Source organism: Aeromonas sp. Y293-4 (genome assembly GCF_027705905.1).
Classification (GTDB): domain Bacteria; phylum Pseudomonadota; class Gammaproteobacteria; order Enterobacterales; family Aeromonadaceae; genus Aeromonas; species Aeromonas veronii.
This window is the reverse complement of sequence record NZ_JAPDCI010000008.1, coordinates 43,566-69,843: the sequence shown is the minus strand read 5'-3', so window position 1 is coordinate 69,843 and position 26,278 is coordinate 43,566. Positions and strand designations below refer to the sequence as shown.

The 26,278-nt window shown below is 59.7% G+C and carries 27 protein-coding genes; 16 read left to right on the top strand and 11 right to left on the bottom strand.

Translation table 11 applies throughout. The features are described 5' to 3' along the window. Positions 1-14 precede the first annotated feature (14 nt). Both OKC31_RS10840 and deoD read left to right on the top strand, forming a co-directional pair. Complete coding sequence (locus tag OKC31_RS10840; protein ID WP_270656969.1) at positions 15-1,223, top strand: phosphopentomutase; 1,209 nt, start codon at positions 15-17, stop codon at positions 1,221-1,223. Between the two features lie 76 nt (positions 1,224-1,299). After that, positions 1,300-2,016, top strand: coding sequence for a purine-nucleoside phosphorylase (deoD, locus tag OKC31_RS10835; protein WP_005340471.1), 717 nt, complete (start codon positions 1,300-1,302; stop codon positions 2,014-2,016). Positions 2,017-2,083: 67 nt separating this feature from the next. Here the strand turns inward: deoD and OKC31_RS10830 are convergent, their stop codons facing one another. Further along, entirely contained in the window at positions 2,084-2,704 is a 621-nt protein-coding gene (locus tag OKC31_RS10830) for an AhpA/YtjB family protein (protein ID WP_270656968.1), read from the bottom strand. A 121-nt stretch (positions 2,705-2,825) separates the two neighbouring features. On the opposite strand from OKC31_RS10830, the gene serB reads away from it, so the two are divergent. Both serB and OKC31_RS10820 read left to right on the top strand, forming a co-directional pair. Next, on the top strand, positions 2,826-3,836 hold the full coding sequence (serB, locus tag OKC31_RS10825; RefSeq protein WP_270656967.1) for a phosphoserine phosphatase SerB: 1,011 nt from the start codon (positions 2,826-2,828) through the stop codon (positions 3,834-3,836). 28 nt (positions 3,837-3,864) lie between these two features. Beyond that, a complete protein-coding gene (locus tag OKC31_RS10820) occupies positions 3,865-4,770 on the top strand; it encodes an alpha/beta hydrolase family protein (protein WP_110304068.1) in 906 nt (301 codons plus the stop codon). 54 nt (positions 4,771-4,824) lie between these two features. Here OKC31_RS10820 and OKC31_RS10815 read toward each other — a convergent pair whose 3' ends face one another. Next, entirely contained in the window at positions 4,825-7,203 is a 2,379-nt protein-coding gene (locus tag OKC31_RS10815; RefSeq protein WP_019445559.1) for a PilZ domain-containing protein, read from the bottom strand. A gap of 100 nt (positions 7,204-7,303) precedes the next feature. On the opposite strand from OKC31_RS10815, the gene radA reads away from it, so the two are divergent. After that, on the top strand, positions 7,304-8,671 hold the full coding sequence (gene radA / locus OKC31_RS10810) for a DNA repair protein RadA (protein ID WP_247823918.1): 1,368 nt from the start codon (positions 7,304-7,306) through the stop codon (positions 8,669-8,671). A gap of 81 nt (positions 8,672-8,752) precedes the next feature. Here the strand turns inward: radA and OKC31_RS10805 are convergent, their stop codons facing one another. Beyond that, the gene (locus OKC31_RS10805; protein WP_005340482.1) at positions 8,753-9,133 is read right to left on the bottom strand and encodes a PilZ domain-containing protein; all 381 of its coding nucleotides are present in this window, start codon (positions 9,131-9,133) and stop codon (positions 8,753-8,755) included. A 100-nt stretch (positions 9,134-9,233) separates the two neighbouring features. Next, a complete protein-coding gene (locus OKC31_RS10800) occupies positions 9,234-9,716 on the bottom strand; it encodes an Rsd/AlgQ family anti-sigma factor (RefSeq protein ID WP_005348975.1) in 483 nt (160 codons plus the stop codon). Positions 9,717-10,053: 337 nt separating this feature from the next. On the opposite strand from OKC31_RS10800, the gene hupA reads away from it, so the two are divergent. Next, positions 10,054-10,326, top strand: coding sequence for a nucleoid-associated protein HU-alpha (hupA, locus tag OKC31_RS10795; protein WP_005340484.1), 273 nt, complete (start codon positions 10,054-10,056; stop codon positions 10,324-10,326). 127 nt (positions 10,327-10,453) lie between these two features. Here hupA and OKC31_RS10790 read toward each other — a convergent pair whose 3' ends face one another. From OKC31_RS10790 to OKC31_RS10780, 3 genes are all read right to left on the bottom strand, one after another. Further along, positions 10,454-10,897, bottom strand: a complete 444-nt coding sequence (locus OKC31_RS10790; protein ID WP_247823919.1) for a PACE efflux transporter — start codon at positions 10,895-10,897, stop codon at positions 10,454-10,456. Positions 10,898-11,061: 164 nt separating this feature from the next. Beyond that, positions 11,062-11,919 (bottom strand): hypothetical protein, encoded by an 858-nt coding sequence (locus OKC31_RS10785; RefSeq protein ID WP_247823920.1) that lies wholly within the window; start codon positions 11,917-11,919, stop codon positions 11,062-11,064. A 111-nt stretch (positions 11,920-12,030) separates the two neighbouring features. Next, positions 12,031-13,254, bottom strand: coding sequence for an Nramp family divalent metal transporter (locus OKC31_RS10780; protein ID WP_247823921.1), 1,224 nt, complete (start codon positions 13,252-13,254; stop codon positions 12,031-12,033). A 237-nt stretch (positions 13,255-13,491) separates the two neighbouring features. On the opposite strand from OKC31_RS10780, the gene rpsF reads away from it, so the two are divergent. The 4 genes from rpsF (at position 13,492) to OKC31_RS10760 (ending at position 15,480) form a co-directional block, all read left to right on the top strand. After that, complete coding sequence (gene rpsF, locus OKC31_RS10775) at positions 13,492-13,878, top strand: 30S ribosomal protein S6 (RefSeq protein ID WP_005308887.1); 387 nt, start codon at positions 13,492-13,494, stop codon at positions 13,876-13,878. A gap of 30 nt (positions 13,879-13,908) precedes the next feature. Next, on the top strand, positions 13,909-14,139 hold the full coding sequence (gene rpsR / locus OKC31_RS10770) for a 30S ribosomal protein S18 (RefSeq protein ID WP_005308890.1): 231 nt from the start codon (positions 13,909-13,911) through the stop codon (positions 14,137-14,139). A 52-nt stretch (positions 14,140-14,191) separates the two neighbouring features. Continuing rightward, positions 14,192-14,638 (top strand): 50S ribosomal protein L9, encoded by a 447-nt coding sequence (gene rplI, locus OKC31_RS10765; RefSeq protein WP_005340490.1) that lies wholly within the window; start codon positions 14,192-14,194, stop codon positions 14,636-14,638. Between the two features lie 101 nt (positions 14,639-14,739). Next, a complete protein-coding gene (locus tag OKC31_RS10760; RefSeq protein WP_247823922.1) occupies positions 14,740-15,480 on the top strand; it encodes a ferredoxin--NADP reductase in 741 nt (246 codons plus the stop codon). 49 nt (positions 15,481-15,529) lie between these two features. Here OKC31_RS10760 and OKC31_RS10755 read toward each other — a convergent pair whose 3' ends face one another. Then, the gene (locus tag OKC31_RS10755; RefSeq protein WP_042053367.1) at positions 15,530-15,880 is read right to left on the bottom strand and encodes a hypothetical protein; all 351 of its coding nucleotides are present in this window, start codon (positions 15,878-15,880) and stop codon (positions 15,530-15,532) included. A 19-nt stretch (positions 15,881-15,899) separates the two neighbouring features. Next, positions 15,900-16,196: a hypothetical protein gene (locus tag OKC31_RS10750; protein ID WP_219295547.1), complete on the bottom strand. Its 297-nt coding sequence runs from the start codon at positions 16,194-16,196 to the stop codon at positions 15,900-15,902. 257 nt (positions 16,197-16,453) lie between these two features. Between OKC31_RS10750 and OKC31_RS10745 the strand changes: the two genes are divergently transcribed. After that, the gene (locus tag OKC31_RS10745; RefSeq protein WP_247823923.1) at positions 16,454-17,464 is read left to right on the top strand and encodes a Preprotein translocase subunit SecY; all 1,011 of its coding nucleotides are present in this window, start codon (positions 16,454-16,456) and stop codon (positions 17,462-17,464) included. Positions 17,465-17,518: 54 nt separating this feature from the next. Here the strand turns inward: OKC31_RS10745 and OKC31_RS10740 are convergent, their stop codons facing one another. Continuing rightward, a complete protein-coding gene (locus OKC31_RS10740) occupies positions 17,519-17,686 on the bottom strand; it encodes a hypothetical protein (protein ID WP_005308905.1) in 168 nt (55 codons plus the stop codon). 56 nt (positions 17,687-17,742) lie between these two features. On the opposite strand from OKC31_RS10740, the gene OKC31_RS10735 reads away from it, so the two are divergent. The 4 genes from OKC31_RS10735 (at position 17,743) to gshA (ending at position 23,655) form a co-directional block, all read left to right on the top strand. Next, positions 17,743-18,720 carry an NADP-dependent oxidoreductase gene (locus tag OKC31_RS10735; protein WP_181223566.1) on the top strand — a complete coding sequence of 326 codons (978 nt, stop codon included), beginning with the start codon at positions 17,743-17,745 and terminating at the stop codon, positions 18,718-18,720. Then, entirely contained in the window at positions 18,717-19,154 is a 438-nt protein-coding gene (locus OKC31_RS10730) for a YqaA family protein (protein ID WP_005348990.1), read from the top strand. The genes OKC31_RS10735 and OKC31_RS10730 overlap by 4 nt, the downstream gene beginning before the upstream one ends. A 27-nt stretch (positions 19,155-19,181) precedes the next feature. Next, positions 19,182-21,995 carry a M16 family metallopeptidase gene (locus OKC31_RS10725; RefSeq protein ID WP_204484132.1) on the top strand — a complete coding sequence of 938 codons (2,814 nt, stop codon included), beginning with the start codon at positions 19,182-19,184 and terminating at the stop codon, positions 21,993-21,995. A gap of 61 nt (positions 21,996-22,056) precedes the next feature. Next, positions 22,057-23,655, top strand: a complete 1,599-nt coding sequence (gshA, locus tag OKC31_RS10720; protein ID WP_088870144.1) for a glutamate--cysteine ligase — start codon at positions 22,057-22,059, stop codon at positions 23,653-23,655. Positions 23,656-23,736: 81 nt separating this feature from the next. Here the strand turns inward: gshA and OKC31_RS10715 are convergent, their stop codons facing one another. Beyond that, a complete protein-coding gene (locus tag OKC31_RS10715) occupies positions 23,737-25,527 on the bottom strand; it encodes an AMP-dependent synthetase/ligase (RefSeq protein ID WP_247823924.1) in 1,791 nt (596 codons plus the stop codon). A 227-nt stretch (positions 25,528-25,754) separates the two neighbouring features. Here OKC31_RS10715 and OKC31_RS10710 point away from each other — a divergent pair, with 227 nt between their 5' ends. Next, positions 25,755-26,258 carry a hypothetical protein gene (locus OKC31_RS10710; protein ID WP_409013580.1) on the top strand — a complete coding sequence of 168 codons (504 nt, stop codon included), beginning with the start codon at positions 25,755-25,757 and terminating at the stop codon, positions 26,256-26,258. Positions 26,259-26,278: the final 20 nt, after the last annotated feature.

Here is a 26,278-nt window from a genome sequence, read left to right as displayed (position 1 = left end):
CAAGGGGAAGAACCATGAAACGTACCTTTATTCTGATGATGGACTCTTTCGGTATTGGCGCTGCTGCCGATGCCGACAAGTTCGGAGATGTGGGCGCCAACACCCTTGGCCATATCGCCAAGGCGTGTGCGGCAGGTGAAATTGAAGGCCGTGGTGCCCTCAATCTACCCAACCTCAACAAGCTGGGTCTGGGCCACGCTTGCGATCAGGCTTCCGGCTACTTCCCGGAAGGGCTGAAGAAAGATATCGAGGTGGTCGGTGCCTACGGCTTTGCGCAGGAGCTCTCCTCCGGCAAGGACACCCCGTCCGGTCACTGGGAGATCGCCGGTGTGCCCGTGCTGTTCGAGTGGGGCTACTTCAAGGATCACCACAACAGCTTCCCGCAGGAGCTGCTGGACGCCATCGTCGAGAAGGCTGGTCTGCCGGGCTATCTCGGTAACTGCCACGCTTCCGGTACCCAGGTGCTGGACGATCTGGGCGAAGAGCACATGAAGACCGGCAAGCCGATCCTCTACACCTCTGCCGACTCCGTATTCCAGATTGCCTGCCACGAAGAGACCTACGGCCTCGAGAAGCTCTATGAGCTGTGCCACATCGTGCGCGAGCTGCTGGAGCCCTACAACATCGGCCGCGTGATTGCGCGTCCGTTCGTAGGTACTGGCAAGGGCAACTTCAAGCGCACCGGCAACCGTCACGACTACTCAGTGCTGCCGCCGGCGCCGACCGTGCTGGATTACATGAAAGATGCGGGCGGTCAGGTGGTCTCCATCGGCAAGATTGCCGACATCTATGCCCAACAGGGCATCACCAAGCAGGTGAAAGGGACCGGTCTGACCGAGTTGTGGGATCGCACGCTGGAAGAGGTGAAAGCGGCCGGTGACAACACCATCGTCTTCACCAACTTTGTGGACTTCGACTCCTCCTACGGCCACCGCCGTGATGTTGCCGGTTATGCCGGTGCGCTGGAGTATTTCGATTCCCGCCTGCCGGAGCTGTTTGAGCTGCTGCAAGATGGCGACGTGGTGGTGCTGACTGCCGACCACGGCTGCGACCCGACCTGGGGTGGTACCGACCACACCCGCGAATACATTCCGGTGCTGTTCTTCGGCAAGCCGGTCAAGGCTGGCTCTGTCGGTCGTCGCGAGACCTTTGCCGATATCGGCCAGAGCATCGCGGCTTACCACGGCCTGCCGAAACTGGCGTACGGTACCAGCTTCCTGTAATTTACCCGCCCGCCACTTCGGCGGCGGGCAATTTATAAAACAATAAAACTCAACCTAGTGTGAAGGAATCAAGAGAATGGCAACTCCTCATATCAATGCGAAAGATGGCGCCTTTGCTGATACCGTGCTGATGCCGGGCGACCCCCTGCGCGCCAAGTACATCGCTGAAACTTTCCTGGAGAACGTCGAGCAGATCTGCGACGTGCGCAACATGTTCGGTTTCACCGGTACCTACAAGGGCCGTCGTATCTCCGTCATGGGTCACGGCATGGGTATCCCGTCCTGCTCCATCTACGCCAAAGAGCTGATCACCGATTACGGTGTGAAGACCCTGATCCGCGTGGGCTCCTGTGGCGCTGTGCGTGAAGATGTGAAACTGCGTGACGTGGTGATCGGTATGGGTGCCTGCACCGATTCCAAAGTAAACCGTCTGCGCTTCAAGGATCACGACTTCGCTGCCATCGCCGACTTCGACCTGGTTGCCAATGCCGTGCAGGCCGCCAAGAACAAGGGCGTTGCCGTGCGCGTCGGTAACATCTTCTCCGCCGACCTGTTCTACACCCCGGACCCCTCCATGTTCGACGTCATGGAAAAATACGGCATCCTGGGTGTCGAGATGGAAGCCGCCGGTATCTACGGTGTGGCTGCAGAGTACGGTGCCAAGGCGCTGACCATCTGCACCGTCTCCGACCATATCCGTACCGGTGAGCAGACCACCTCTGAAGAGCGTCAGCTGACCTTCAACGACATGATCGAAATCGCACTGGATTCCGTCCTGCTGGGCGACAAGTAATTCCTCCGCGAATAAGAAACGGCGGCCTTTTGGCCGCCGTTTTTGTATCTGCTCTCTGGTTGCGCCATCAGTTTTCCGGAGGTGGCGAGGGGGGCGTACTCTTTTTCTTGTGCTTGCGCACCCGCATGTAGTTACGGCGCACGCCGTAGGAGATGAGCACCCCGGCCAGCAGGGCGACCAGCAGCATCAGGCGCTGTTTCTCCTGCACCACCTTGAGCCGGGTGTCCTTGTCTGCCAGCATCTGCTGCTCTTCCAGGGTTATGCGCAGGAAGCCGATGGTCTGCTCGCCATCCCGGATCTCCTGTACGAACTGGATCCGCCCCTTTCCCTGCTCCGGCAGTGACTTGTTATCGCTGCCGATGGGCAGCAGGCTCTCCAGCGGCACCGCCTGCTCAGACTGGGCGAGGGGAATGCCGCGTCCGTCGTAGAGGGTGGCATCGAGGATCTCCGGCTCCGCCGCCAGATCCCGCGCCAGCCGCTCCAGCTCGCTGCTATTCTCCTCCTTGATCCAGCGTTTCATGTCTCGGGCGGCATAGGCGACCAGCGCCTGCGCCCGGTTGCGCGCTTCGCTGTGCAGCGAGGCTTGGCTTTCACCTTGCATATGGATAAGCACACCGAGCACCCAGCATCCGAGCAGGATACCGGCACCCAGGCTGAGAACACGTTTGATGGGAAGATGACGCTGCAAGCGCGAGACCTCATGGTAACAAGGAGTGGCGGGATCTTGGCGCTTGCCTGTACAAAAAGCAATACGCTACTCTGGGCCAGCATTGTTAACCCCCCTGATCACCAAGGAAGGCGTATCCCTTATGTTGTTGTCCCGGCTCCCCCCTCTGTTATCCGATTGGCCCGCGTTGTTGTCCGGCTCACCCTGTTGGCAGCTCCACGCAGATGCGTTGCAACCGACAGAGACTCCGCAGGCTGGCGGCTGGTTGGTGCTGTTTGGCAAGGGGCTGGGCGCCTCCCATCTGGCGCGTCTGTCGCCACTGTTGGCTGCGCAGGAGTTGGCGGCCACCCTCTATCCTCCCACCGAGGTGGCAGGCGTGCCGTTGCTGCTGCTTGGCTGCGATCGCTTCTCTTCCGAGTTGGTGGCCGAGCTCAAGAGCGGTGAGTGGGAGATCGATCTCTGCCATCTGCCCGCGCTACCGACCCTGAACGAGCCCGGCCTGCTGGTGATGGACATGGACTCCACCGCGATCCGCATCGAGTGTATAGACGAGATTGCCCGCCTTGCCGGGGTTGGCGATCAGGTGGCGGCAGTGACGGCCGCGGCGATGCAGGGCAAGCTGGAGTTTTCCGACAGCCTGCGTAATCGGGTGGCCCTGCTGGCAGGGGCGCCGGTCACCATTCTCGACGAGGTGGCCGCCAACATGCCGTGGATGCCCGGCTTGCAACTGATGGTCGATACCCTCAAACAGGCGGGGTGGCGTGTTGCCATCGCCTCCGGCGGTTTTACCCGTTTTGCTGGCCAGTTGCAGCGCGATCTGGGGCTCGACGCCATCTTCGCCAACGAGCTGGCGGTGGAAGGGGAGCAACTGAGCGGCAAGGTGAGCGGGCGCATTGTTGATGCCAGCGTCAAGGCCGAGGTGTTGCAGCAGCTTGCTCAGGAGTACGGCATTGCTGCCGACCAGACCGTGGCCATCGGCGATGGAGCCAACGATCTCAAGATGATGGGGGTGGCGGGTCTTGGCATCGCCATTCACGCCAAACCGCTGGTGCGGGCGCAGGCGGCGGCCACCCTCAATCATCACGATCTGGAGGGGGTGATCTGCCTGCTGGCGGCGCGGGCCTGCAGCGAGCAACGCTGGGACAAGCGCTAACAGTGTTTCAAGGAGGAAACCAATAAAAATGGAATTGTTGCAGCAGTCTCTGTTTATCCCCTGTGGTGGCCATCAATTACATGTTCGCCACATCAAACCCCGGGTCGCCGTGCATGGCGAGCCGATCCTGATGGTGCACGGCGCCATCGAGAACGGCCGGATCTTCTACACCGAATCGGGCAAGGGGTTGGCCTGCTTTCTGGCCCGCCACGGCTATCAGGTCTATGTGGCTGATTTGCGGGGGCGGGGGCTCAGCACTCCTGCCATCGCCGAGCAGGCGGAGCACGGTCAGCATGAGCTGATCACCGAGGATCTGCCCGCCCTGCAGCGCTGGATTGCCGAGCGCCATCATGGCTTCAAGGTGCACTGGGTGGCTCACTCCTGGGGGGGGGTCATCATGGCCTCGACCCTGGTGCGCTTCCCCGAGCTGGCGGAGCAGGTGGCTAGTCTGCTGTTTTTTGGCACCAAGCGCGGCGTGTCGGTGCACAATCCCGAGCGTTGGCTGAAGGTGGATCTGATCTGGAATCGGCTGGCCCCCTGGCTGGCCCGCCGCCGTGGTTTTCTGGCGGCTCGCACTCTGAAGATCGGTGCTGACGACGAGCCGCTGCGCTATCTGCAGGAGACTATCCCCTGGGTCAAGTGCGGCCCCTGGCAGGATCCTCACGACGGTTTTGCCTATGACGAGGCGGCGGCACGGGTCAACTGGCCACCGCTCTGGATGATTTCGGCCAAAGCGGACAAGGTGCTGGGTCACCCGACCGATGTGCGCCGCTTCAGCGACGAGATGGGTTCGGCCACACGTCACACCCGATTGGGGCGGGACAACGGCAACCGCCTCGATTATGACCACATCAATATGCTGACCGCTCCGCAGGCGCAGGAGGATCACTTTCCCCAGATCCTCGACTGGCTGCTCAACCCGCAGGCGGCATGACAAAAAACAGGGCGCCTCGAGCGCCCTGTTTCAATTCTGTCTGTTTCCGGATCATCAGTTCAGCGGCGGCGTGATGCCAAAGCGGAACAGGGTGGCCTGGGTGGTATCGGTCAGTTCTCCTACCCCCACCACGCTCCACAGCTCCTCTTCCAGCTTGCGCGCCTTGTGGATGGCGAACTTGGCGATGTAGTCCAACTCGTTGGCGATGAAGTTGGTGTCGGGCCGTCCGGTACGGGAGATGCCGACCAGCACCGAGTAGAACTCCCCCTGTTGCTGTGCTAGCTCGATGAACTGACGCTTCTCTTTGACGTTGGCAAAGCTGCTGGCCAGTCGGCTGCTGAAGATGGGCAGGCCGGCCTTGGTCTGGATGCTGGCGATATAGACCTCGTCCTCTCTCGGTTTGTCCTCCCGCTCGATGGCGCGCAGCGGGTTCATCAGCAGCTCCTTGAGCAGCTCCCCCTGGAACAGCGGATAGAGGTTCTCCTGCTCCGGCAGCTCGGCACAGGCTTGCAGCAACCGCTGCAGACTGCGCGGTTGCAGGGATTTGCCGATGGAGGCCGGTTTGGGGGCGCCTTTCAGCTTGTTGACGTAGACCGGTGAGTTGAACAGGTGGTGGGTATAGATGTTGCGCAGTGCCCGCGCCAGCCCACGATAGCGACGCTGCTCCTGCGCCGCCTTGAGCTTGTTCTGGTTGCTCTCGATCAGCAGGCTGAAGAACTGGCGGCCGGTATGGCGATCCGAATCCCCTTCGATGCAGAGGTGCAGCACGGTGCGGGTCATGTTGAGGCTGACCAGCCGGTAGGAGAGGCGCTGCAGATCCATGCTCTTGGAAAGCTCCTGCAAGCGGGGCAGGGCGATGGTCACCACATCGTTCTTCTCGCCGATAAAGGCATCTTCCAGCTCGATTTGCAGGCCGTGAGTCGAGATGTCGCGGGTCCAGCCGATCCAGGATTTGCCGTTGTGATGGATGGCGACCGCGGTCTTGTGGATGTAGCGCGACTCCTTGCGCAGCTGAACATAGTGCAGGGTCTCGATCTCGAAGGGGGCAACTCCCTGTTCGTGACCAAAGCGTTGCAGCTCGTTGGCGTTGTTGCTGACCCCCTCCTGATGGAACTCTTCCCGCTGGGACTCCAGGCCGATCTCCTGCAGCAGGCCGCAATAGCCGATCTGCTTGAGCCGCTCGAGCAGCAGGATGTCTTGTAACTGCGGGTTGTCCTGCCCCTGCAGTTGCCCCACATCCGCCTCGACCAGATCGCATGCCTCCAGCGTGAACTTGTAGACTCGCCAGCTGGGGCGGCGGGAGCCTACCTGGAAGAAGAGGGCGGTGAGGCCACTCTGACGCAGCTCCTCGGCGGTGGCGGAGAAGAAGTAGATGTGGCTGCGCACCGTGTGGGTAAAGCAGTAGATGATGGTCTCGGTGGTGGTGCCGGGGGCCGGGCAGAGCCGTTTCATCCGTTCTGCGCTGAAAAGTCCCGCGAGGGCATCGCGGTTTTTCTCATCGCGCCAATACTCCAGCAGGTGCTGGTTGTTTTCCGTACGCAGGGCTATCTCGAGATTGGGGCTGTCGCCGGTGCCGAAGAAGAGCGGCATGCCGGTCATCCGTGGCAGATAGAACTGCTCATACCCCTTGATGATGGCGGCGGAGAGCAGATAGTCGACACTGACCCGATAGCGGATCTTGTTGGCATCGATAAAGTCGCTGAGGAAGGCATCAAAGGCTGGCTGTTCGCCGGAGCGCACCAGCCGCAGCCAGTATTTCCCCTCTTTGCTCTCTTCGCCAAGGATCTGATAGCCGACCGGCTGGTGCAGCACCGGATTGGGGGTGTCCCGCTCCAGTCCGGTAAAGAAGACCTCCACTTGGGCGCCGGTGTGATAATTCGGCAGATAGGGAACCGAGACCCGCATGCCACCCAGCGAGAGATCGGAACTCTTGGCGAACAGCTTCTCACCATCCTGAAACTTGATCAGCACCGGCGAGCTGAAGTGCATCCGCTCCTGACGGCGGCCGTAGTAACTGGCAAAGGCAATGGTGTTGACATCATATTGCCGGAAGGGGCTGGCCGGCGGCGACAGCTGACCATCCACGCGGGCGTTGTGGTGCTGTTTTTGCCACTGTTGCAGCGCCTCGTAGACACCGAGGGTATAGATATCGCGGTAGAGATAGCACTGGGACTGGAAAAGGGCTATCGCATCGGCGGGCATGAAGTGAGTGATGCCGTCAAACTCATGCACCAGGCACTCATCCTCCAGCTCATCGCGCATGTCGATGACCCTGCGGCAGGGGGAGCACTTGCGCTTGAGCTCCATCTTGATCAGAAAACGGCTGTTGCTGTTTTCCTCCTGGGTCATGCGGTTGAAGATCTCCTCGAAATCTTTCTCCCGCAGCAAGGGGACGAGTTGTTCAATCAGATGTTGCTGGTGTTCTGAATCCATTTGTTCCTGCCACGGAAAGTCACTTTTCCGATTCTGGGTTTGATCTGTCGGTCGCAAACAAGTATATCAAGCAGGAATTCATCCTGTCCCCGAGTTATCAATGGCCAAAAATAAAACTGCTTATGTTTGTTCCGAATGTGGTGCCGACTTCACACGCTGGCAAGGTCAATGCAGCGAGTGCAAGGAGTGGAATACCATCACCGAGGTGCGCCTCGGTTCGGTGAGCCCCGCTGGCAAGAGTGCCCGTTACACCGGTTATGCCGGCGCGGTCGGCAGTCAGGTACAGACACTGGCAGAGATCGCCACCACCGAAATTCCCCGTTTTACCTCAGGTTTCAAGGAGCTGGATCGGGTGCTTGGTGGCGGTGTGGTGCCAGGCTCGGCCATTCTGATTGGCGGCAACCCGGGGGCGGGCAAGTCGACCTTGCTGCTGCAGACCATGTGTGGTCTCGCAGAGCGGATGAAAACCCTCTATGTCACCGGCGAGGAGTCGCTGCAGCAGGTGGCGATGCGGGCCAACCGCCTTGGGCTGCCCACCGACAAGCTGCGGATGCTCTCCGAGACCAGCGTCGAGCAGATCTGCCTGATTGCCCAGCAGGAGCAGCCGCAGATCATGGTGATTGACTCCATTCAGGTGATGCATGTGGCGGATGTGCAATCGTCCCCCGGTTCTGTCTCTCAGGTGCGTGAAGCGGCGGCGCTGCTGACCCGCTACGCCAAACAGAATCATGTAGCCATCTTTATGGTGGGTCATGTGACCAAGGATGGCAGTCTGGCGGGTCCCAAGGTGCTGGAGCACTGCATCGACTGCTCTGTGCTGCTCGATGGCGGTCATGATTCCCGTTTTCGGACTCTGCGCTCCCACAAGAACCGCTTCGGTGCGGTCAACGAGCTGGGGGTCTTTGCCATGACCGAACAGGGGATGCGCGAGGTGAGCAACCCCTCCGCCATCTTCCTCAGCCGGGGGCAGGAGCAGGCGCCCGGTTCCATCGTCATGGTGATCTGGGAGGGCACCCGACCGCTGCTGGTGGAGTTGCAGGCGCTGGTGGATTACTCCCAGCTCTCCAACCCGCGCCGGGTAGCGGTGGGGATGGATCACAACCGGCTCGCCATGTTGCTGGCGGTGCTGCACCGTCATGGCGGCCTTCAGATGGCGGATCAGGATGTCTTCATCAACGTGGTCGGCGGGGTCAAGGTCGAGGAGACCAGTGCGGATCTGGCGCTGCTGCTGGCGATGGTCTCCAGCTTCCGGGATCAGGCGCTGCCCAAGGATCTGGTGGTGTTTGGCGAAGTGGGTCTTTCTGGTGAAATTCGCCCGGTGCCGTCCGGCCAGGAGCGGTTGCAGGAGGCGGCCAAACACGGTTTTCGTCGTGCAATCGTGCCGCACGCCAATGCCCCCAAGCATCCCATCGAAGGGATGGAAGTGGTGCCGGTCAAGACGCTGTCTGAGGCACTCGAGGCTCTGTAATCCCTCAGCATTGCAATCGATACAACGGCACAACGGAAAAAGAGCGCCTCGGCGCTCTTTTTTATGGGCTGGAACCTGCCATCAGGGCTGGCTGTGTTCCAGATGCTCGCTCAGCAGTTGTTCCAGCTCGCGGTGGAGCAGCTCTTCGTCGCCGACGTTAAGCTCGATCATCCGCTTGAGATGGGTGGCACTGTCGATATCGATATGGTGGCAGTAGAAACCCAGCTTTTTGCTGGCTTCGTGGGTCAGCTCGACCTGCATTTTGATCTCGATATCGCTACCGCTCAGGATAAAGCTGAGCTGGTACTCCTTGTTGTCACGGCTCTCCCAGTCGTCGGGGCGGATCAGCAGGGCTCCCTGCAAGGAGACGTCGACAAGCTGGGTCTGCCACTTCTGTTCCCCCTGGGTGAGTTCTGCCATGGTCAAGTAGAGGATCCGTGCAAAACGGCGGCGCTCAGACATGCTCATCTCCTGTATGCAATAAGTGTGGACGCTAGGGTCATTGCTCTGAGTGTAATCCACCTTGGTTGCCAGTATCTTGAACTTGCTCCGAAAATGGCATTCAGGCTTGCTGGGTACTTAAGGATTCCACCACATGAAGCGCCTTGACCAGGCGATCTTCCTGTTTGAACCGCTCTTCCAGAACCGGACCCAACTCGTTGAGATCATCATCCAGTAGCAGCAATTGGGCCTCGTCGGCATCACTGTATTTGTCGTTGAACTCGAGGGCGAATTCAGTGCTGTTACGAATATGGGGATAGATGCGCTTGGCCAGCTCCAGTGTTTCGCCGCTGGCTTGCTCGAAGGCGGTGACGACGTGGTGGTAGATCTCGAAATGGCCCGCACTGACATAGTCGACCAGGCGGTCGCAAAACTGATGCAGCTCTTCTGTTTTGGGCAGGCTGCGTTGCTTGGTCCGCGCCGGAGTGAGGCCTGCCAGCTGCATGTATCCGACCAGCAACGCTTGCCTTGCATCCAGCCAGTCGTCGATAGCCTTATGCTTGCCTGCCAGCGCCTGCTTGGTCTGTTCCAGTTTCGTCAACATAATCCCTATCCCTCCGTGGGGCAAAGGCTGGCCGATTGTTCGGTATTCCGAGCCGTTTGAGCAGTGACACAACCTATAACTAGGGAAAATCTGGGCAAGCGTCAATAGCCATGGGGGGATAATGTTAAGTGGCGAAGAAATAGTCAGTGGATTGTGTCTGCGTGCTAGCAGGTTTCAGGCCTACTCACGGTTTTTCGCGTGTGGAATGTGACTATTTCCGCAGATCTTGATGAAAACCCCAGCGTTTGACGCGTTCGGCTCGATAAAGGCTTTGCCTGTGCGTTTTTTTTTGCATAGAGTGACCCAGCGCTAAATGCCCGATCATAAAGGAAATGTTATGAACAAAGCTCAACTTGTCGATGCGATTGCCGCCAAAGCAGATCTGAGCAAAGCTCAGGCCAAAGTGGCTCTGGAAGAGATCATCAATGGTATTACCCAGAGCTTGAAAGAAGGCGATGCTGTGCAACTGGTCGGTTTTGGCACCTTCAAGGTCACCCACCGCGCAGGCCGCACCGGTCGTAACCCGCAAACTGGTAAAGAGATCCAGATTGCTGCTGCCAACGTGCCTTCATTCGTGGCTGGCAAGGCTCTGAAAGACGCCGTCAAGTAAGTCCGAAAGTCTGTTTTGTCCAATGCCAGTCAGCTTGCTGACTGGCATTGTTTTTATGGAATTCTCCCATCCTTCCTATTAGTCCTTCCTGACTTTTCCTTCTGTCGGCCTCGTTGCGGCTGAGGCCTTATGCCGTCTGCGGGTTGGATGGCAGCGGCCAGATCCGCTCATAGGCCCAGGTAAAGACCATGATGTAGGCGAGGTAGAAGGTAACGAAGCCGAGATCCAGCATCAGGGCGTCCCACACTCCCAGATCGAGCCAGAACATGACGCAGGGGAGGGAGAGCATCATGAAGCTCGCCTCATAGCCAAATGCGTGCAGGAAGCGGTCCAGTGGTCGCTTGTTGGTACGCCCGCACAGTTTGAGCAACCCCTTGTCGAACAACAGATTCCAGCCGTAGGTCCAGGCAGTGGCGACGATGGAGAAGAAGATGGCCAGCGAACCGACCTCGGCGACGCCCTGACCGAACAGCTGGCTGATCAGCGGTGCTACCAGTGCCAGCCCGATGCCTTCGTAGAGAACCAGATAACGAAGTCGATCCGGGGTGGTGCGTAGTTGGGTACTACTCATGGGTGATGTGCCTCCTGTGGGATGCGCATTCTAATCAGGGTATGGTTAAAAGAGAAGCATCGGCCCGTCATGACTGACGTTGAGGGGCATGATTATGCCCCCTCATTTGCGATACTTCTCTATTGCCAATTTGGGCGTTAGCCCTGAGTAGTCAAGTCTGCGACTCAGGCGCCGGTTGGGATGACCCGGGTCAGCATGGCAAAGCCCTCTTCCACTTGAGTGAGCTCTACCTTGACCTCTCCCAACTCGGCGAGCGAGGCAACATGGGTGCCGCCACAGGGGATGGTGACCTCCTGGCCTTCCAGCATGCAGTGCCAGTAACGGGAATCGATGATCGCCTCGCCAGCGCGGCTGCGGCGGATCTCGCCCCCAGCTGCAATCCAGTCGGCCAGCTGCCGGTTGACCTTCTCTTCAATCACCGCTAAGTCTGCCAGCAGCGCCTCGCTGTTGACCCCCTTCTTGCGCAGGCTCTTGCCGATGCGGTACTGCTCCCGCGAACCGCAAGGCTCGACCCGAGAGCTTTGAATAGCCAGGCGGTCGAAGTCGGGCTGGCCCAGTGCATCACGCTCGCTTACCTCCTTGCGCCAGTAGGGAGTTAGTACTCGATTGAGCGCCAGCGCGGCCAGATGGCAGCCGCTATGGCCCAGACTCAGGGCATGGCGGGCGGCGCTATCTACTTGCAATTCGACCTGGCTGCCAACGGCTAGCGCGTGGTCACCGGTCATTGGATGGACCACCACGAAACGCCACCCTTCAGCCCCCCGTTTTACCGGAATCGCAGTATCGACGAACAGCTCGCCATCAGGGCTGATAGCCCCCATCCGGCAGGGGCCAATGGCGGCTTCGCCCCCTTCCCAGCGAGCATGGCCCACGTCCCCCGGCTGATCGGGCCAGAGGTGGCTCTGGGGATGAAAGGGGGTGAGGTCGGTGACCAGCAGCGTGGTGTCACCGCGCTGGCAGCAGACCACGCTGGCCTGCTCCTGATGATGGCCCAGTACGAAGCTGGCTCGGGTATGTTCCATGGCAAGACTCCCGCAACGATAAATGAGAAGAGAAAGCGGCAGCATACGCCAAAGTACGAAAGGGCTCATTAACCAGTGTTAATGAGCCCCTCTTCTCGGTTTTACGGTTCGCTAGATCATGGCGACCAGCAGATAGGCGTTGAGGCCAATCACCAGTGCAACGATAAGGCGGCCGATGGCTTGTGTGACCGGATGGTTGCGATGTTGCCCCATCAGCGCCCGATCGCCGGTCAGCATCAACAGCGGGATCAGGGCCAGCGCTATGCCAAAGCTCAGGATCACCTGACTCAACACCAGAATTTCGGTGGTGTTGAGACCCATGGCGATCACCACGAAGGCGGGAGCCATGGTGATGGCGCGACGCAGCCAGAGCGGGATGGTAAAGCGGACAAAGCCCTGCATCACCACTTGCCCGGCCAGGGTGCCCACCACGGTAGAGCTGATGCCGGAGGCGACCAGCGAGAGGCCAAATAGGGTGGCTGCAGCCTGACCCAGCAGCGGAGTGAGGGTCTGGTAGGCGGATTCCAGCTCCGCTACCTGCTGGTGGCCCGAGCTGTGGAACGCGGCGGCCGCCATCGCCATCATCGCCAGATTGACGAAGCCGGCGATGGTCATGGCAATCGCCACATCGATCCGGGTGGTGTGCAGCCGCTGGCTGACCGAGCCCTGATCCTGCGTGTGCTGGGTCAGTGCCGAGTGCAGATAGATGACGTGGGGCATCACGGTGGCACCGAGCACACCGGCGGCCAGATAGACGGCATCGCTATTGGGCAGACCGGGGAAGAGGGCGCCCTCCAGCAGGCTGGGCAGATGGGGGCGGGAGAAGATCAGCTCGACGATGTAGGCCGCCGCGACAAACAGCAACAGGCCACCGACCACAAACTCCAGCGGTTTCTGACCACGGGATTGCAACATCAGGATCCCCCAGGTCACCACGGCGGTGATGCAGGCCCCTTCAAGCAAGGTCACGCCAAGCAGGAGCTTGAAGCCGACTGCGGCGCCGATAAATTCGGCGAGATCGGTGGCCATGGCGATGATCTCTGCCTGCACCCAGTAGGCCCAGACCGCCGGTTTTGGCAGTCGGTCGCGGATGTGCTCCGCCAGATTCTTGCCGGTGACGATACCGAGTTTGGCCGAGAGGGTTTGCACCACCATTGCCATCAGGTTGGCCCATACCACTACCCAGAGCAGTTGGTAGCCAAAGGTAGAGCCCGCCTGAATATTGGTGGCGAAGTTGCCCGGGTCGATATAGCCGATGGCGGCGATAAAGGCTGGCCCGAGCAGGGTCAGTTTGAATTTGCGGGCTGGAATCGTAGTCGTCAGTGCGGGTTGCATGGCATCACCCTCCATAAGGATATGGAGAGAGAATAGATCTAAGTGATAATCATTATCAATTGTTGTTTCTGATGATTTCCATCGGGAAAAACATTTAAGGCAGTCAGTTGCAGTGAGGGATGTGATTTCGTACAATACGCCGCCCTAGAAAAGCAGCGACTAAACACCTTTATGTTCCTTGCCTCCGAGGTCTGGCTGCACCTGGGCGGAGGCTGAATTAATCCGTAAGGAGCTAAAATGCGTCATTACGAAATCGTCTTCATGGTTCATCCGGACCAGAGCGAGCAAGTTCCCGGCATGATCGAGCGTTACACCGGCGCCATCACCACCTCCGGTGGTACCATTCATCGCCTGGAAGATTGGGGCCGTCGTCAGCTGGCTTACCCGATCGACAAACTGCACAAAGCCCACTACGTTCTGATGAACGTAGAAGCAGAGCAAGCCGTTATCGATGAGCTGGAAACCAACTTCCGCTTCAACGATGCCGTTATCCGCAACATGATCATGCGCACCAAGCACGCCGTGACTGAAGTTTCTCCGATGGCCAAGGCCAAAGAAGAGCGCTTCACCCGTCGTGACGACGAGCGCCGCGAAGAAGCTACTGAAGCTGCTTCCGAAGAGTAATTCTGGATCACTGACTAGAGGATAAAGGCCATGGCACGTTATTTCCGTCGTCGTAAGTTCTGCCGCTTCACCGCCGAGAACGTTACCGAGATCGACTACAAAGATATCGTTACTCTGAAAAACTACATCACTGAATCTGGCAAGATCGTACCGAGCCGTATCACCGGTACCCGCGCCAAGTATCAGCGTCAGCTGGCACGCGCCATCAAGCGTGCTCGTTACCTGGCTCTGCTGCCGTACACCGATCTGCACAACAAGTAAGAATCGGCCCGGCACTTAAGCCTAACTCAACGAAATTTATAGAGGAAAGGTAATGCAAGTTATCCTGCTCGACAAAATCGCCAAACTGGGCGGTCTGGGTGACCAAGTTTCCGTGAAATCTGGTTATGCCCGTAACTACCTGATCCCGCAAGGCAAAGCTGTTATGGCCACCAAGGCCAACATCGAAGCTTTCGGTGCTCGTCGCGCTGAGCTGGAAGCCAAACTGGCTGCCAACAAAGCTGCTGCTGAAGAGCGTGCTGCCAAGCTGGCCGAACTGGCTACCGTGGTTATCGCTTCCAAGTCTGGCGACGAAGGCAAGCTGTTCGGTTCCATCGGTACCCGTGACGTGGCTGAAGCCATCACTGCTGCCGGTGTAGCCGTTGCCAAGAGCGAAGTCCGCATGGGCAACGTTCTGCGTAACACCGGTGACTACGAAGTTGCTGTTCAGCTGCACGCTGACGTTAAAGCAACCGTACAGATCCAGGTTGTTGCCCTGTAATAGCGATTCGCTTTTGCAGAGAAAACCCGCGCTTTTGCGCGGGTTTTTTATTTTCCGGCCCGGGGGTAGAGTGAAGGTCTGTTCCACTGGAGGAGATCCTTATGGCTTGGGTAGAAGGTCGCGTCATCGAACGCATCGAATGGACACCCACCCTGTTCTCCCTGCGGGTAGCGGCCGAGCTGGCCCCCTACAAGGCAGGCCAATTCACCAAGCTGGCCCTCGAGCAGGGCGAGCGGCGCATTCAGCGCGCCTACTCCTTCGTCAATCCTCCCTCTGCGCCATATCACGAGTTCTATCTGGTCGAGATCCCGAGCGGTGAGCTGACTCCGTCCCTCGGCTCGTTGCAAGCGGGCGATACCCTGCTGGTGCAATCCCAGGCCACCGGCTTTCTGACGCTGGATGAGGTGCCCGCCGGGCGCGATCTCTGGCTGCTCTCGACCGGCACTGCCATCGGCCCCTTCCTCTCCATGCTGGCCGATAGCGAGGCCTTCAACCGTTTCGAGAATCTGGTGCTGGTGCATGGGGTACGTAAAGGCGAAGAGCTGAGCTATCAGGATTTGATCGCCAGCTTTGCCGAGCAATATGGTGCGCGCTTTCGCTATGTCCCCTTTGTCAGCCGCGAGCCTTGGCCCGATGCAATGGCAGGGCGGATCCCGGCGGCGATTGCCAATGGTCAGTTGCAGGATCGAGTGGGGTTGGAGTTTTCACCCGAGCTGAGTCAGGTGCTGATCTGCGGCAATCCGGAGATGGTGAAAGAGACCCAGCAGACCTTGCTGGTGCTGGGGTTGGCCAAGAACCTGCGGCGGGCGCCGGGCAATATCAGTGCGGAGAATTATTGGTAAAACAATCAGCACAGGGGCATCAAGCCCCTGCTGCATCAGGAGAGGGCGTTCAGTTCTTCTTGCCGTTACCCTTGTTTTTATCCTTCTGTTTGTCGTGACCTTGCCCGGGGTTATTGCCGCTGTGGATACTGCGGTTGTAGTGATCCCGGTACTTGCCATCCATCTTGTCGCAGTTGAGTTTGATCCGGCTGTCGCCAATGCCAAGATCCAGACAGTTGTCCTGCCACCAGTCGTACTCTTTGTCATCCCAGTCGAGATTGATCTTGATGTCATCACCGGAGATCTTGATGCCATCGCTATTTTTGCTTGGCGGTGCCGCAACCGCGATGCCGTGCGCCATCAGCAGGGAAAGCAGCAGGGCGCCGCGCCGGATAACGGGGTTGTGTTTAGCTTGGGTCATCGCAAGGGTACTCCTGTTGTTACTGGTCGCTCTGCGAGTTGGCAGGGACCTGGTTGGTTTTCGGTGGCTGGTTGCGATTCTCTTCATCTTCCAGATTGAATTTGACCGCCTTGCAGTCGACGGAGGAGGTCTCCCCGATATCCAGAGTGAGGCAGTCGTTCTGGGTCCAGCCGAACTGTTTGTCATCCCAGTCCAGATTGAATTTAAGCTCATCGACGGAAAATTCGGTGCCACTGCTCTCTTGATATTGCTGGGTCGCTGCGGCGCTGCCGGTAACCAGAAGAAGGGAGAGTAGCAAAGTGGTCTTACTGTTCATGATGGCCTCGGATAATTGCAACGGCGGATGAGTATACGTCTGCGGGCTGAACCCGGGCGGAATCGCATCCCATCTCGCCACACGATGAAGTCAGGAGGGGGATTGTAGCGCTTTTCTGCTGCCAATTTGTCCGTTTTGGTCGCACTCTGGGCAGCTGGTTTGCAATATGAAGGAATTCAGGTGTTTGCCCTTCTCTGAACGGCTCTGCCGACTATAATCGGCAGCCAACTTTTCCTGCACTGCACCACAGTTTCACCATGACCACACAGGACGCTTCCGCGCTGCGCTATCCCAAGGGATGGTTTGCGCTCACCACGGTATACAGTTTTACCGGGCTGGCCATTCTGGCCTCCATCATCTTCTCCCTGCTGCTGTTTCTCTCCATCGATGACAACCCGCTGATGAAGTGGCTGTTTGGCGGCCTGGCGATCATTTTCGAGCTGGGCAAGTTCTACGTCTGGTACGAGTACGGCGAGCGCAAGGCGCGGCGGGATTTGAGTGGTGCCTTCTGGTCGTTGCTGTTCTACAGCGTGCTGGCGGCTATCTCCATCGGTGGCAGTATCGGTGGTATCAACAGTGCCACCAATACGGTGCTGAGCCAGCAGGCGCGCCACGAACGGGAGCTTGCTCGTTTCGACGAGCAGATCGCCAGCATCGAGCGGCAGATCCAGCTCAACGAGGAGGCAGCCCGCAAATATATCGAGCTGGAGCGCATCTCCAGTGGTGTCTCCTCGTTGCAGCACGCCAATACCAAGCTGCGCTTGCAGCAGGATGAGCTGCGTCAGCAGCGCGATGCCAAGCCGGTCAACGAACAATCCTCCATGCTGGGGCTGATGAGCAGTCTGGCGGACGGGGTAGGGATGAGCATCAGTCAGGTGCAGTTCCTGCTGGTCTGCTTCCTCTCGGTGCTGCTCGACGTGTTCGGTGCCTTCTTCGTCAGCCTGATCGGCGAGGAGAACCGCTTTCGCCGGATGTGGCGCTGGCAGCAGGATCAAGCTCGCAGAGAGGCGCAGGCAGCGTTGGCGATGGCAGCCCAGCCCGAGCCCATCATGCCCCCAGAGCCAGCCCCTGAAGTGCTGGAGCAGGTGCGCGGTGCGCTGGTGAGCGGTGAGCTCAAGTGCAGCAAGCGCTCGGTGGCGCAGGCTTTGTCACTCTCGCTGGAGGAGGTGGATCGGGTGTTCCACCATCTGCTGTCGCAAGGGGTGCTGGGGCAGGGGAGCAATCGACACTACTACCTCAATCCGGCGCTGGAGCAGCAAGCCGGATAGTGAGAAGGCCACCGGAACTCGGTGGCCTTTTTCGTTATCGAGTGGCTGTGGCACTCAGTGAGTCAGCACCATCATCAGGCTGAGGAAGGCGGCCAGTCCGCCACCGATGCCGATGATCCAGTAAAACCCCTTGGCCCCCTGTTTGAGCGGGATGCGGAAGTAGAGCAGAAACGCCCACCACCCCAGTGCCAGCAACAGAGGAATAAGAAACATTCGAGCCATGGTGTCCTCGCTGTTATTCTGTTGACCCTTGATCAATCAACAGGATGGATTGTGCAATGACGCAACTACAGATTACCGCATTCGGTGACCCCTCGGTACTCAAGCTCAACCCTTCCCTCGATAAGGTGCCTGCCGATGGCGAAGTGCGGGTGCGCATCTGCTTTGCGGGGGTGAACCCCATCGATGCCAAAACCCGCGCCGGTCTTGGCTGGGCGGCGGCCCAGAACAAGGACAAGTTGCCCTGGACACCGGGTTATGACATCTCCGGCGTGGTAGAGAAAGTGGGCCCCGGCGTAACCTCGCTGGTCGAGGGGGAGCGGGTGTGCGGCATGGTCGGTTTTCCTCTTACCGCAGGTGGCTACGGGGAGTCTGTGGTGGCAAGCGAGAGCGAGCTGGTCAAACTCGACGGAGTGAGCCTTCAGCAGGGGGCGGCGCTGCCGCTGGCCGGTCTCACCGCCTGGCAGGGGCTGTTTGAGCACGGCGCCCTCCAGAGCGGCCAGCGGGTGTTGATCCTCGCCGGTGCCGGTGGTGTCGGCCATCTGGCGGTGCAGTTTGCCAACGCCTATGGCGCCGAGGTGGTGGCCACCGCCAGCCCCGACAACCATGGCTTCCTGCACGCACTGGGGGCGCGCTGGATGGTGGATTACCACGATGCGAACTGGCCCGCACGGGTGGTGGCAGAGGCCGGTCAGGTCGATCTGGTGCTGGATCTGGTGGGTGGCGAGAGTGGCAAGGCGGCGCTGGCCTGTGTCAAACCGGGTGGCCGTCTGGTGACGGTACCCACCATCACTGCCCAGCAGATCAAGGATGCTGGGGCTGCGGCGGGGATCGAAGTGGTCGGCATGCTGGTTCACCCTGACCAGAAGCAGCTGGGTCAGATGTTGATGCTGCTGCGTCAGGGGGAGGTAAAGGTCACCCTCGCCGGTGAATTCCCCCTGGCCGAGGGGGCGCAGGCCCATCAGGCCATCGAAGGGGGCCATGTGCGTGGCAAGCTGCTGCTGCGGATGCCTGCGGCCGATGGCTATCCCGGATGAGCGAGATGATGGAGATGGGGCTGGGGTGGCTCTTTTTAAGCGCATTCACCTCAGCCACTCTGCTGCCCGGTAGCTCCGAAGTGCTGCTGGGGGCCATGGCGGCCAAGGGGGAGTGGAGCATGGCGAGCCTGCTGCTGTGGGCGACGCTGGGCAATACCCTCGGTTCCATGACTACCTGGTGGCTCGGCTGGCTCGCCACCTTCAAGAAAAAACCGGAAGATTTTCAAGGCCGTGGGGAACAAAAAGCCTTAGGCTGGCTCAAACAACATGGTCACTGGTGTCTGCTGCTTGCCTGGACGCCGGTGGTCGGTGATGGTCTCTGTCTGTTGGCCGGTTGGCTACGCCTCTCCTTCTGGCGCTCTCTCATTCTGATCGGGCTCGGCAAATTGTTCCGTTATGCCCTGGTTTTTCTGCTGGCCAGTCACATTTTCTAGCCTGTTTTTGTCACTCACGAGGTTACCGTGAACAAAGTCATACCTTTAACGATTCTGCTGGGCTTCACCCTGCCGGTGCTGGCGGCACCGACCCTGATCGCCGAACAGGGCAAGGAGGAGGGCAAGCTCGCCATCCCCTATCAGATGTACAAACTGGACAACGGCCTGACCGTGATCCTGGCCCCCGACCGCTCCGATCCGCTGGTGCACCTCGATGTGACCTATCACGTCGGCTCATCCCGCGAGACGGTCGGCAAGTCCGGTTTCGCCCACTTCTTCGAGCACATGATGTTCCAGGGCTCGAAACACGTTGGTGATCAGGAGCATATGCGGATCATCAACGAAGCCGGTGGCGACATGAATGGCACCACCAACAAGGACCGCACCAACTACTACGAAACCGTGCCGGCCAACCAGCTGGAAAAAGTGCTCTGGCTGGAGGCGGATCGGATGGGCTTCCTGCTCGATGCGGTGAGCCAGAAGAAGTTCGAGATCCAGCGCGCCACCGTCAAGAACGAGCGGGCCCAGCGGGTCGACAACCAGCCGTACGGGTTGGTGAGCGAGAAGGTGGGGGAGGCGCTCTATCCGCGTACTCACCCCTACTCCTGGCAGCCTATCGGTTACGTGGAAGATCTCGACCGGGTCGATGTAAACGACCTCAAGCAGTTCTTCCTGCGCTGGTATGGCCCCAACAACGCCACCCTGACTCTGGGCGGCGACTTTGACAGCAAGCAGGCTCTCGAGTGGATCGAGAAGTACTTCGGCTCCATCCCGCGCGGCCCGGACGTGGCCGAGCCGACGCCAAAGCCGGTGACTCTGCCCGAGACCCGCTATGTGACGCTGCAGGACAAGGTGCACCTGCCGCTGCTCTATATCAGCTACCCCACCGTATCCCTTGGCGATCCGCAGGAGCCGGCACTCGACATGTTTGCCGACGTGCTGGGCGGTTCCGCCAGCTCCATGCTCTACCAGTCGCTGGTGAAAACCGGCAAGGCGATCGATGTGGGGGCGTCCCACTACTGCGAAGAGCTGGCCTGTACCCTGACCGTCTACGCCTACCCCAATCCGTCGCAGGATGGCAGCCTCAAGACCCTCAAGGGGGAGGTGGACAAGGTGATCGGCGAATTCGCCCAGCGCGGCCTCAAACCGGAAGATCTGGAGAAGGCGATCGCCAAGTACCGAGCCTCAGCCATCTGGGGTCTGGATAGCGTCTCCGGCAAGGTGAGCCAGCTCGCCATGGGTCAGGTGTTTGCCCAGGATCCCAACTATGTGTTCAAGACGCTGGATGCTATCGGCAAGGTGACACCGGAGCAGGTGAAGGCCGCCTACGACAAGTTCATCGCCGACAAGCCTGCGGTGGTGCTGAGCGTGGTGCCCAAGGGCAAGACAGAGTGGCAGGTTGCCACCCCGAACTTTACCCCCGCCAAGCGCGAGCTGCCGGATTACAGCAAGCATGACGAGGCGCTGGCCGAACGACCGGTAAAAGACAATTTCGATCGCAGCGTGCAGCCCAAGGCGAGCGAGGCGGTGAGCGTCAAGGTGCCCGCCATCTGGCACGGCAAGCTCGACAAGAACATCGAGATCATTGGCACCAAGAGTGACGAGATCCCCGCGGTCTCCATCATGATCGCCCTGCCGGGCGGTATTCGTGCCGAAGATAAGGGGCAGCTTGGGCTGGCCAATCTGACTGCCGCCATGATGGGGCAGGGCTCGGTGCGCCTGACCGAGGCTCAGCTTAGCGACGAGCTGCAAAAGCTGGGATCCTCCATCGATGTCTCCAGCGCCCAGTACAACAACCTCATCACCGTCAGCTCGCTGGCGGACAAGCTGCCCCAGACCCTGGCGCTGGTGCGCGAGGTACTGGAGCGCCCGGGCATGCGGGAGGCTGACTTCGAGCGGGTCAAGGCGCAGCTGCTGCAAGGGATGCAACAGGCCCAGCAGCAGCCCGAGTGGTTGGCCGGGCAGGCGTTCCGCGAGCTGGTCTACGGCAAGCAGAACCGCCTCGGTCAACCTACCGACGGGGTAGCGGCCGATGTGGCCAAGCTGACCCTGGCTGACGTGAAGCACTTCTATCAGGCCTACTACAACCCCACCAACGCCAAAGTGGTGGTGGTCGGTGATGTGGACCAGAAGCAGATCGAGGAGCAACTTGGCTTCCTGACCGAGTGGAAGGGGGCAACGCCAACCCTGGGAGATCTCAAACTCAAGGGTGAGCAGGCCAAGCCGGGCATCTATCTGGTCGACAAACCGGGGGCGCCTCAGTCGGTGATCCGCATCGGTCGTCGCGCCATGCCGTTCGATACCACGGGGGATTACTTCACAGCCGGGCTGATGAACTTCAACCTGGGTGGTAACTTCAACAGCCGCATCAACCTCAACCTGCGGGAAGACAAGGGCTACACCTACGGCGCCAGCTCGGGTTTCTCCGCCAACCGCGAGGTGGGCACCTTCGCCACCGGCGCCAATGTGCGGGCCGATGCGACTGTGGATGCCATCCGCCAGTTCCTCAAGGAGATGGACAACTACCGCAAGAGCGGCCCGACCCCGGTCGAGCTGGCTTATATGCGCAGCGCGGTCTCCCAGCAGGATGCCCTCTCTTACGAGACCTTGGGCCAGAAGGCGGGTTTCCTGCTGCAGATGGTGATGTATGACCTGAAACCGGACTATGTGCAGGCCCAGAACAACCTGATCAAAACGGTGTCGCCCGAGGCGCTGAAGGCCAGTGCTGCCCGTTGGCTCAATCCGGCCGACATGGTGATCGTGGTGGTGGGAGACAAGCAAAAGCTTGAAAAACCCCTGAAGGAGCTTCATCTTCCCATCTATCCGCTGCAGTTGCCGTAACTGACGCTTTATAAAAATCAAGAGCCGCCCCGGATGGGGCGGCCTCACATGAGCCGTGAATATGACTACAACAAGCTTGTCGCTCACCGAGTTGCTGAATGCGTTGGGATCACCGGAGCGCCTCACCGCGCTCAAGGGGATCCGGCGCGGGATCGAACGTGAATGCCTGCGCATCACGCCGGATGGCCGACTCGCCCAGAGTGACCATCCCCGGGTGCTGGGCTCGGCCCTGACCCATCCCAATATCACCACCGACTACTCGGAGAGCCTGCTGGAGTTCATCACCCCGGCCACCGACTCCATCGACAGTCTGATGGAGCAGCTCGGCGACATCCATCACCATGTGATTCAGCATCTGGGTGACGAGCGGATTTGGCCGCTCTCCATGCCCTGCTTCGTCGGCGGGGAAGAGAGCATCCGGCTGGCCCAGTACGGCAGCTCCAATATCGGCAAGATGAAGACCCTCTACCGTCAGGGCTTGAAGAACCGCTACGGCAGCCTGATGCAGGTGATCGCCGGGGTGCACTTCAACTTCTCCATGCCCGACAGCTTCTGGAGCGAGTGGCAGGATCTGGTGTGCGAAGGGTGCTGCAGCCAGCGCTTTATCTCCGACAAGTACATGGGGCTTATTCGCAACGTCTACCGCTTCGGCTGGCTGGTGCCCTATCTGTTCGGCGCCTCCCCGGCCATCTGCGAATCCTTCCTCAAAGGGCGCAAGAGCAACCTGCCGTTCGAGAAGACCGGCAAGGGCACCCTCTATCTGCCTTACGCCACCGCGCTGCGTCTCTCCGATCTTGGCTATACCAACAGCGCCCAGGCTGGGCTCAAGATCAGCCACGACAATCTGCCAGCCTATGTCAGCAGCCTGCGCCGCGCCATCAACACCCACAATCCCGACTTTGCCAAGATCGGGGTCAAGGTGGATGGCGAGTATCGTCAGCTCAACGACAACGTGTTGCAGCTGGAGAATGAGCTCTACGCCCCAATCCGCCCCAAGCGTACCCCGCGCAGCGGCGAGAAGCCCTCGGATGCGCTGGATCAGCGCGGCATCGAATATATCGAGCTGCGCACCGTGGACGTCAACCCTTTCACCCCGCTCGGCATCGATGCCGACCAGATCCGCTTCTTCGATCTGTTCCTGGTCTGGTGCCTGCTGCGTCCCTCTCCGGTGTTGAGTGACGAGGAGATTGCCCGCAACCGCCGCAACCAGAACAAGGTGGTGCTGGAAGGGCGTCGTCCCGGCCTGACGCTGGAAGATGAGCAGGGCAATGCCATTGGCCTCAAAGAGTACGGCCTCAAACTGTTCGACGAGCTGGCTCAGGTGGCCGACCTGCTGGATCGCTGCTGCGGCCGCAACCGCTATCGCGAGACGCTGGCGATGCATCGCGAGAAGCTGCTCAACCCCGAGCTCACCTACTCCGCCCGCATGCTCAAGGAGCTGCTGGAGAGCGGCAAAGACAACGGCTGCTACGGCGACAAGCTGGCGACCCGCTATCGCGAGGAGCTGCTGGCAGGGGAGCTGCAGTACTGGGATGAGGCCTACTTTGCCGGTGAGGCGAAGGATTCGCTGGCCAAGCAGCGCGAACGCGAGCGCAGCGACAGCCTGTCGTTCGATGACTTCCTGGCCGACTACTTCGGTACCAGTACAACTACAGCCTGAAGACGGGTTCGTACCGACCAAAGTGCCAACAAAAAGCCGCTCGAGTGAGCGGCTTTTTTATTTCTCTGAACCTGAGCGATATCAGACGTGGTTGTACATGGCCTCGATTTCGCTCTGGTATTTTGCCTCGATGATCTTGCGGCGCAGCTTCATAGTGGGGGTCAGCTCACCCAGCTCCATGGAGAAGGCGCTCGGCAGCAGGGTGAACTTCTTCACCTGCTCGAACTTGGCCAGCTCTTTTTGCAAGTCGGCGATGCGGGCTTCGAAGAACTCCATTACCCGGGAGTGGCGCAGCAGCTCGGTCTTGCACTGGTACTGCAGGTTGATGGAACGAGCGTACTCCTCCAGCGACTCGAAGCAGGGGACGATCAACGCCGAGACGAAGTGGCGGGCATCGGCGACGATGGCGATCTGCTCGATAAAGCGATCCTTGCCGATGGTCCCTTCCACCAGTTGCGGAGCCACGTATTTGCCGTTGGAGGTCTTCATCAGCTCCTTGAGACGTTCGGTGAAGTAGATATTGCCCTGGCTGTCGAGCTCACCGGCATCGCCGGTACGCAGGAAGCCATCCTCGGTCATCACCTCGGCGGTCGCGTCCGGCTTGTTGTAGTAGCCGCGCATTACGGTGGGGGAGCGCACCAGCAGTTCGTTGTTCTCACCCAGCTTCACCTCGATGCCGTTCAGTGCCGTGCCGATGGAGCCGAGCTTGAATTGGCTATCCTCGTAGCAGCAGACTGTGGCGGTGGTCTCGGTCATGCCGTAGCCGTACTTGAGGTTGAGTCCCATCGCCTGGAAGAAGAGGTTCACATCGTCGGCCAGACGGGCGCCCGCTACCGGCAGGAAGCGGGTGCGGCCGCCAAAGCGGGCGCGCAGCTTGCGAAACACCAGTCGCTCGGCAAGCCAGAGCTGGCCGTAGAGCAGCGGAGAGGCGGACTTGCCCGCCTGACGGGTGGCAACCATCTGCTTGCCGACCTTGGTCGCCCAGCCAAACAGGGCGCGGCGCAGAGCCGGAGCCTGAGCAACTTTTGCCTGGATCATGGCGTAGGCCTTCTCGTAAAGGCGCGGCACGGCGCACATCACGGTCGGCTGCACCTCGCCAATCACATCCATCACCTTCTGCGGATCGCGGATATAGACGTTCTCGGCACCGCAGTAGAGCACGTAGTAGCTCCAGGCCCGCTCGAACACGTGGCTGAGCGGCAGCATGCAGAGCGAAACATCCTGCTGATTGAGGTCGAGGCGGCTGTTGTGCATCTCGAAACAGGCGGCGATGTTGCTGAAGTCGAGCATGACCCCCTTGGGCTCGCCTGTGGTGCCGGAGGTGTAGATCAGGGTCAGCAGATCATCCATCCGGTACTGGGTTTCCCGTACTCGCAGTTCCTGTTCACTGGGCTGATGGTTGCCGGAGACCAGAAATGTCTGGAAGTGGCTCGCATGCTCGCAGCCGCGCAGATTGACGTTGCCATCGAGAGCGACGATCTGGCGGATTTCGCCGTTTTGCAGCAGGGTCAGCGCCTGATCGAACTGAGGTTGTTCGCCAACGAACAGTACCTTGATGCCGGCATCTTTGACGATGTAGCGCAGCTGATCGAGCGTGCTGGTGGGGTAGATAGGGACGCTGACACCGCGGGCGGCAAGGATACCGAGATCGGCCTGGGTCCACTCCGGCATGTTGCGGGCATAGATGCCGACCATTTCGGTTGGCTGGTGGCCGGCACGGATCAGCGCCTGTGCGCAGTAGTCCATGGCCTGGCCCAGAGTACGCCAGCCGATGGCGCGCCACTGGCCATCTTGCTGAACCCGCAGGGCAGCCTTGTTGCCAAGCTGGGCAATACGTTCACGCATCAGTCGAACCAGATGAAGCTTCGGCATCAGTTAAACATCCTTTAATTACAGTTGTACGCCCGCGAGGGCACTAAAAATCGGGCTAGAGTTTAAACTCCAACATTACAGCTTACAAGTGTTCGCTGTTTGTCTTGGATCACAAAGAGCGCAAATAGCTCTCCCTTTGCGCAGACTGGCCGATACTGCTAGGAGGCAGAGAGAGGGTTAACGATATGAATCTGTGGGTGAAAGGGGCGTTGGCCGCGGTCGGGCTGATGGTGGTGGGGGGCGCTGCGTTTTGGTTCTTTGCCGGAACGTCATCACAGGGGCCCGCCAATCCCTGGTATCAGGGGGCCGAGGGGTATCAGCAGGCGCAGCAACAGGCGCTGGCGTTGGGCTATCCACTGCTCTATGTGCTGGAGACCCCCAAGTGCCGCCGCTGCGGCGATCTGGAGAAGAAATTCTGGCAGAGCAAGGAGATGGCTGGCCCGCTTGCCCGGCTGGTGAAGGTGCGGCTCAGCCCGGGCAAGGGGGATGGCAGCGAGCAGATCCTGCGCCGCTTTCCCAAAGTCGCCACACCGCCCGGCATCTATATCCAGCAGCCGGGGCAGCCCCTCAGACCCATCAAGATAGTGGTGGATATCGACCAGATCTGGATGCCGGGAAAAACCTGGCAGCGTGGCTTCTATATGCCGCTCTCCGGTGCCGGATTCGAGGCGGTGGTACATACCACCCTGGCCTTGCAGGAGCCCGCGCTGGACAACGCCCCCCTCGATTGAGGGGGGACAAAAGGCTTTGG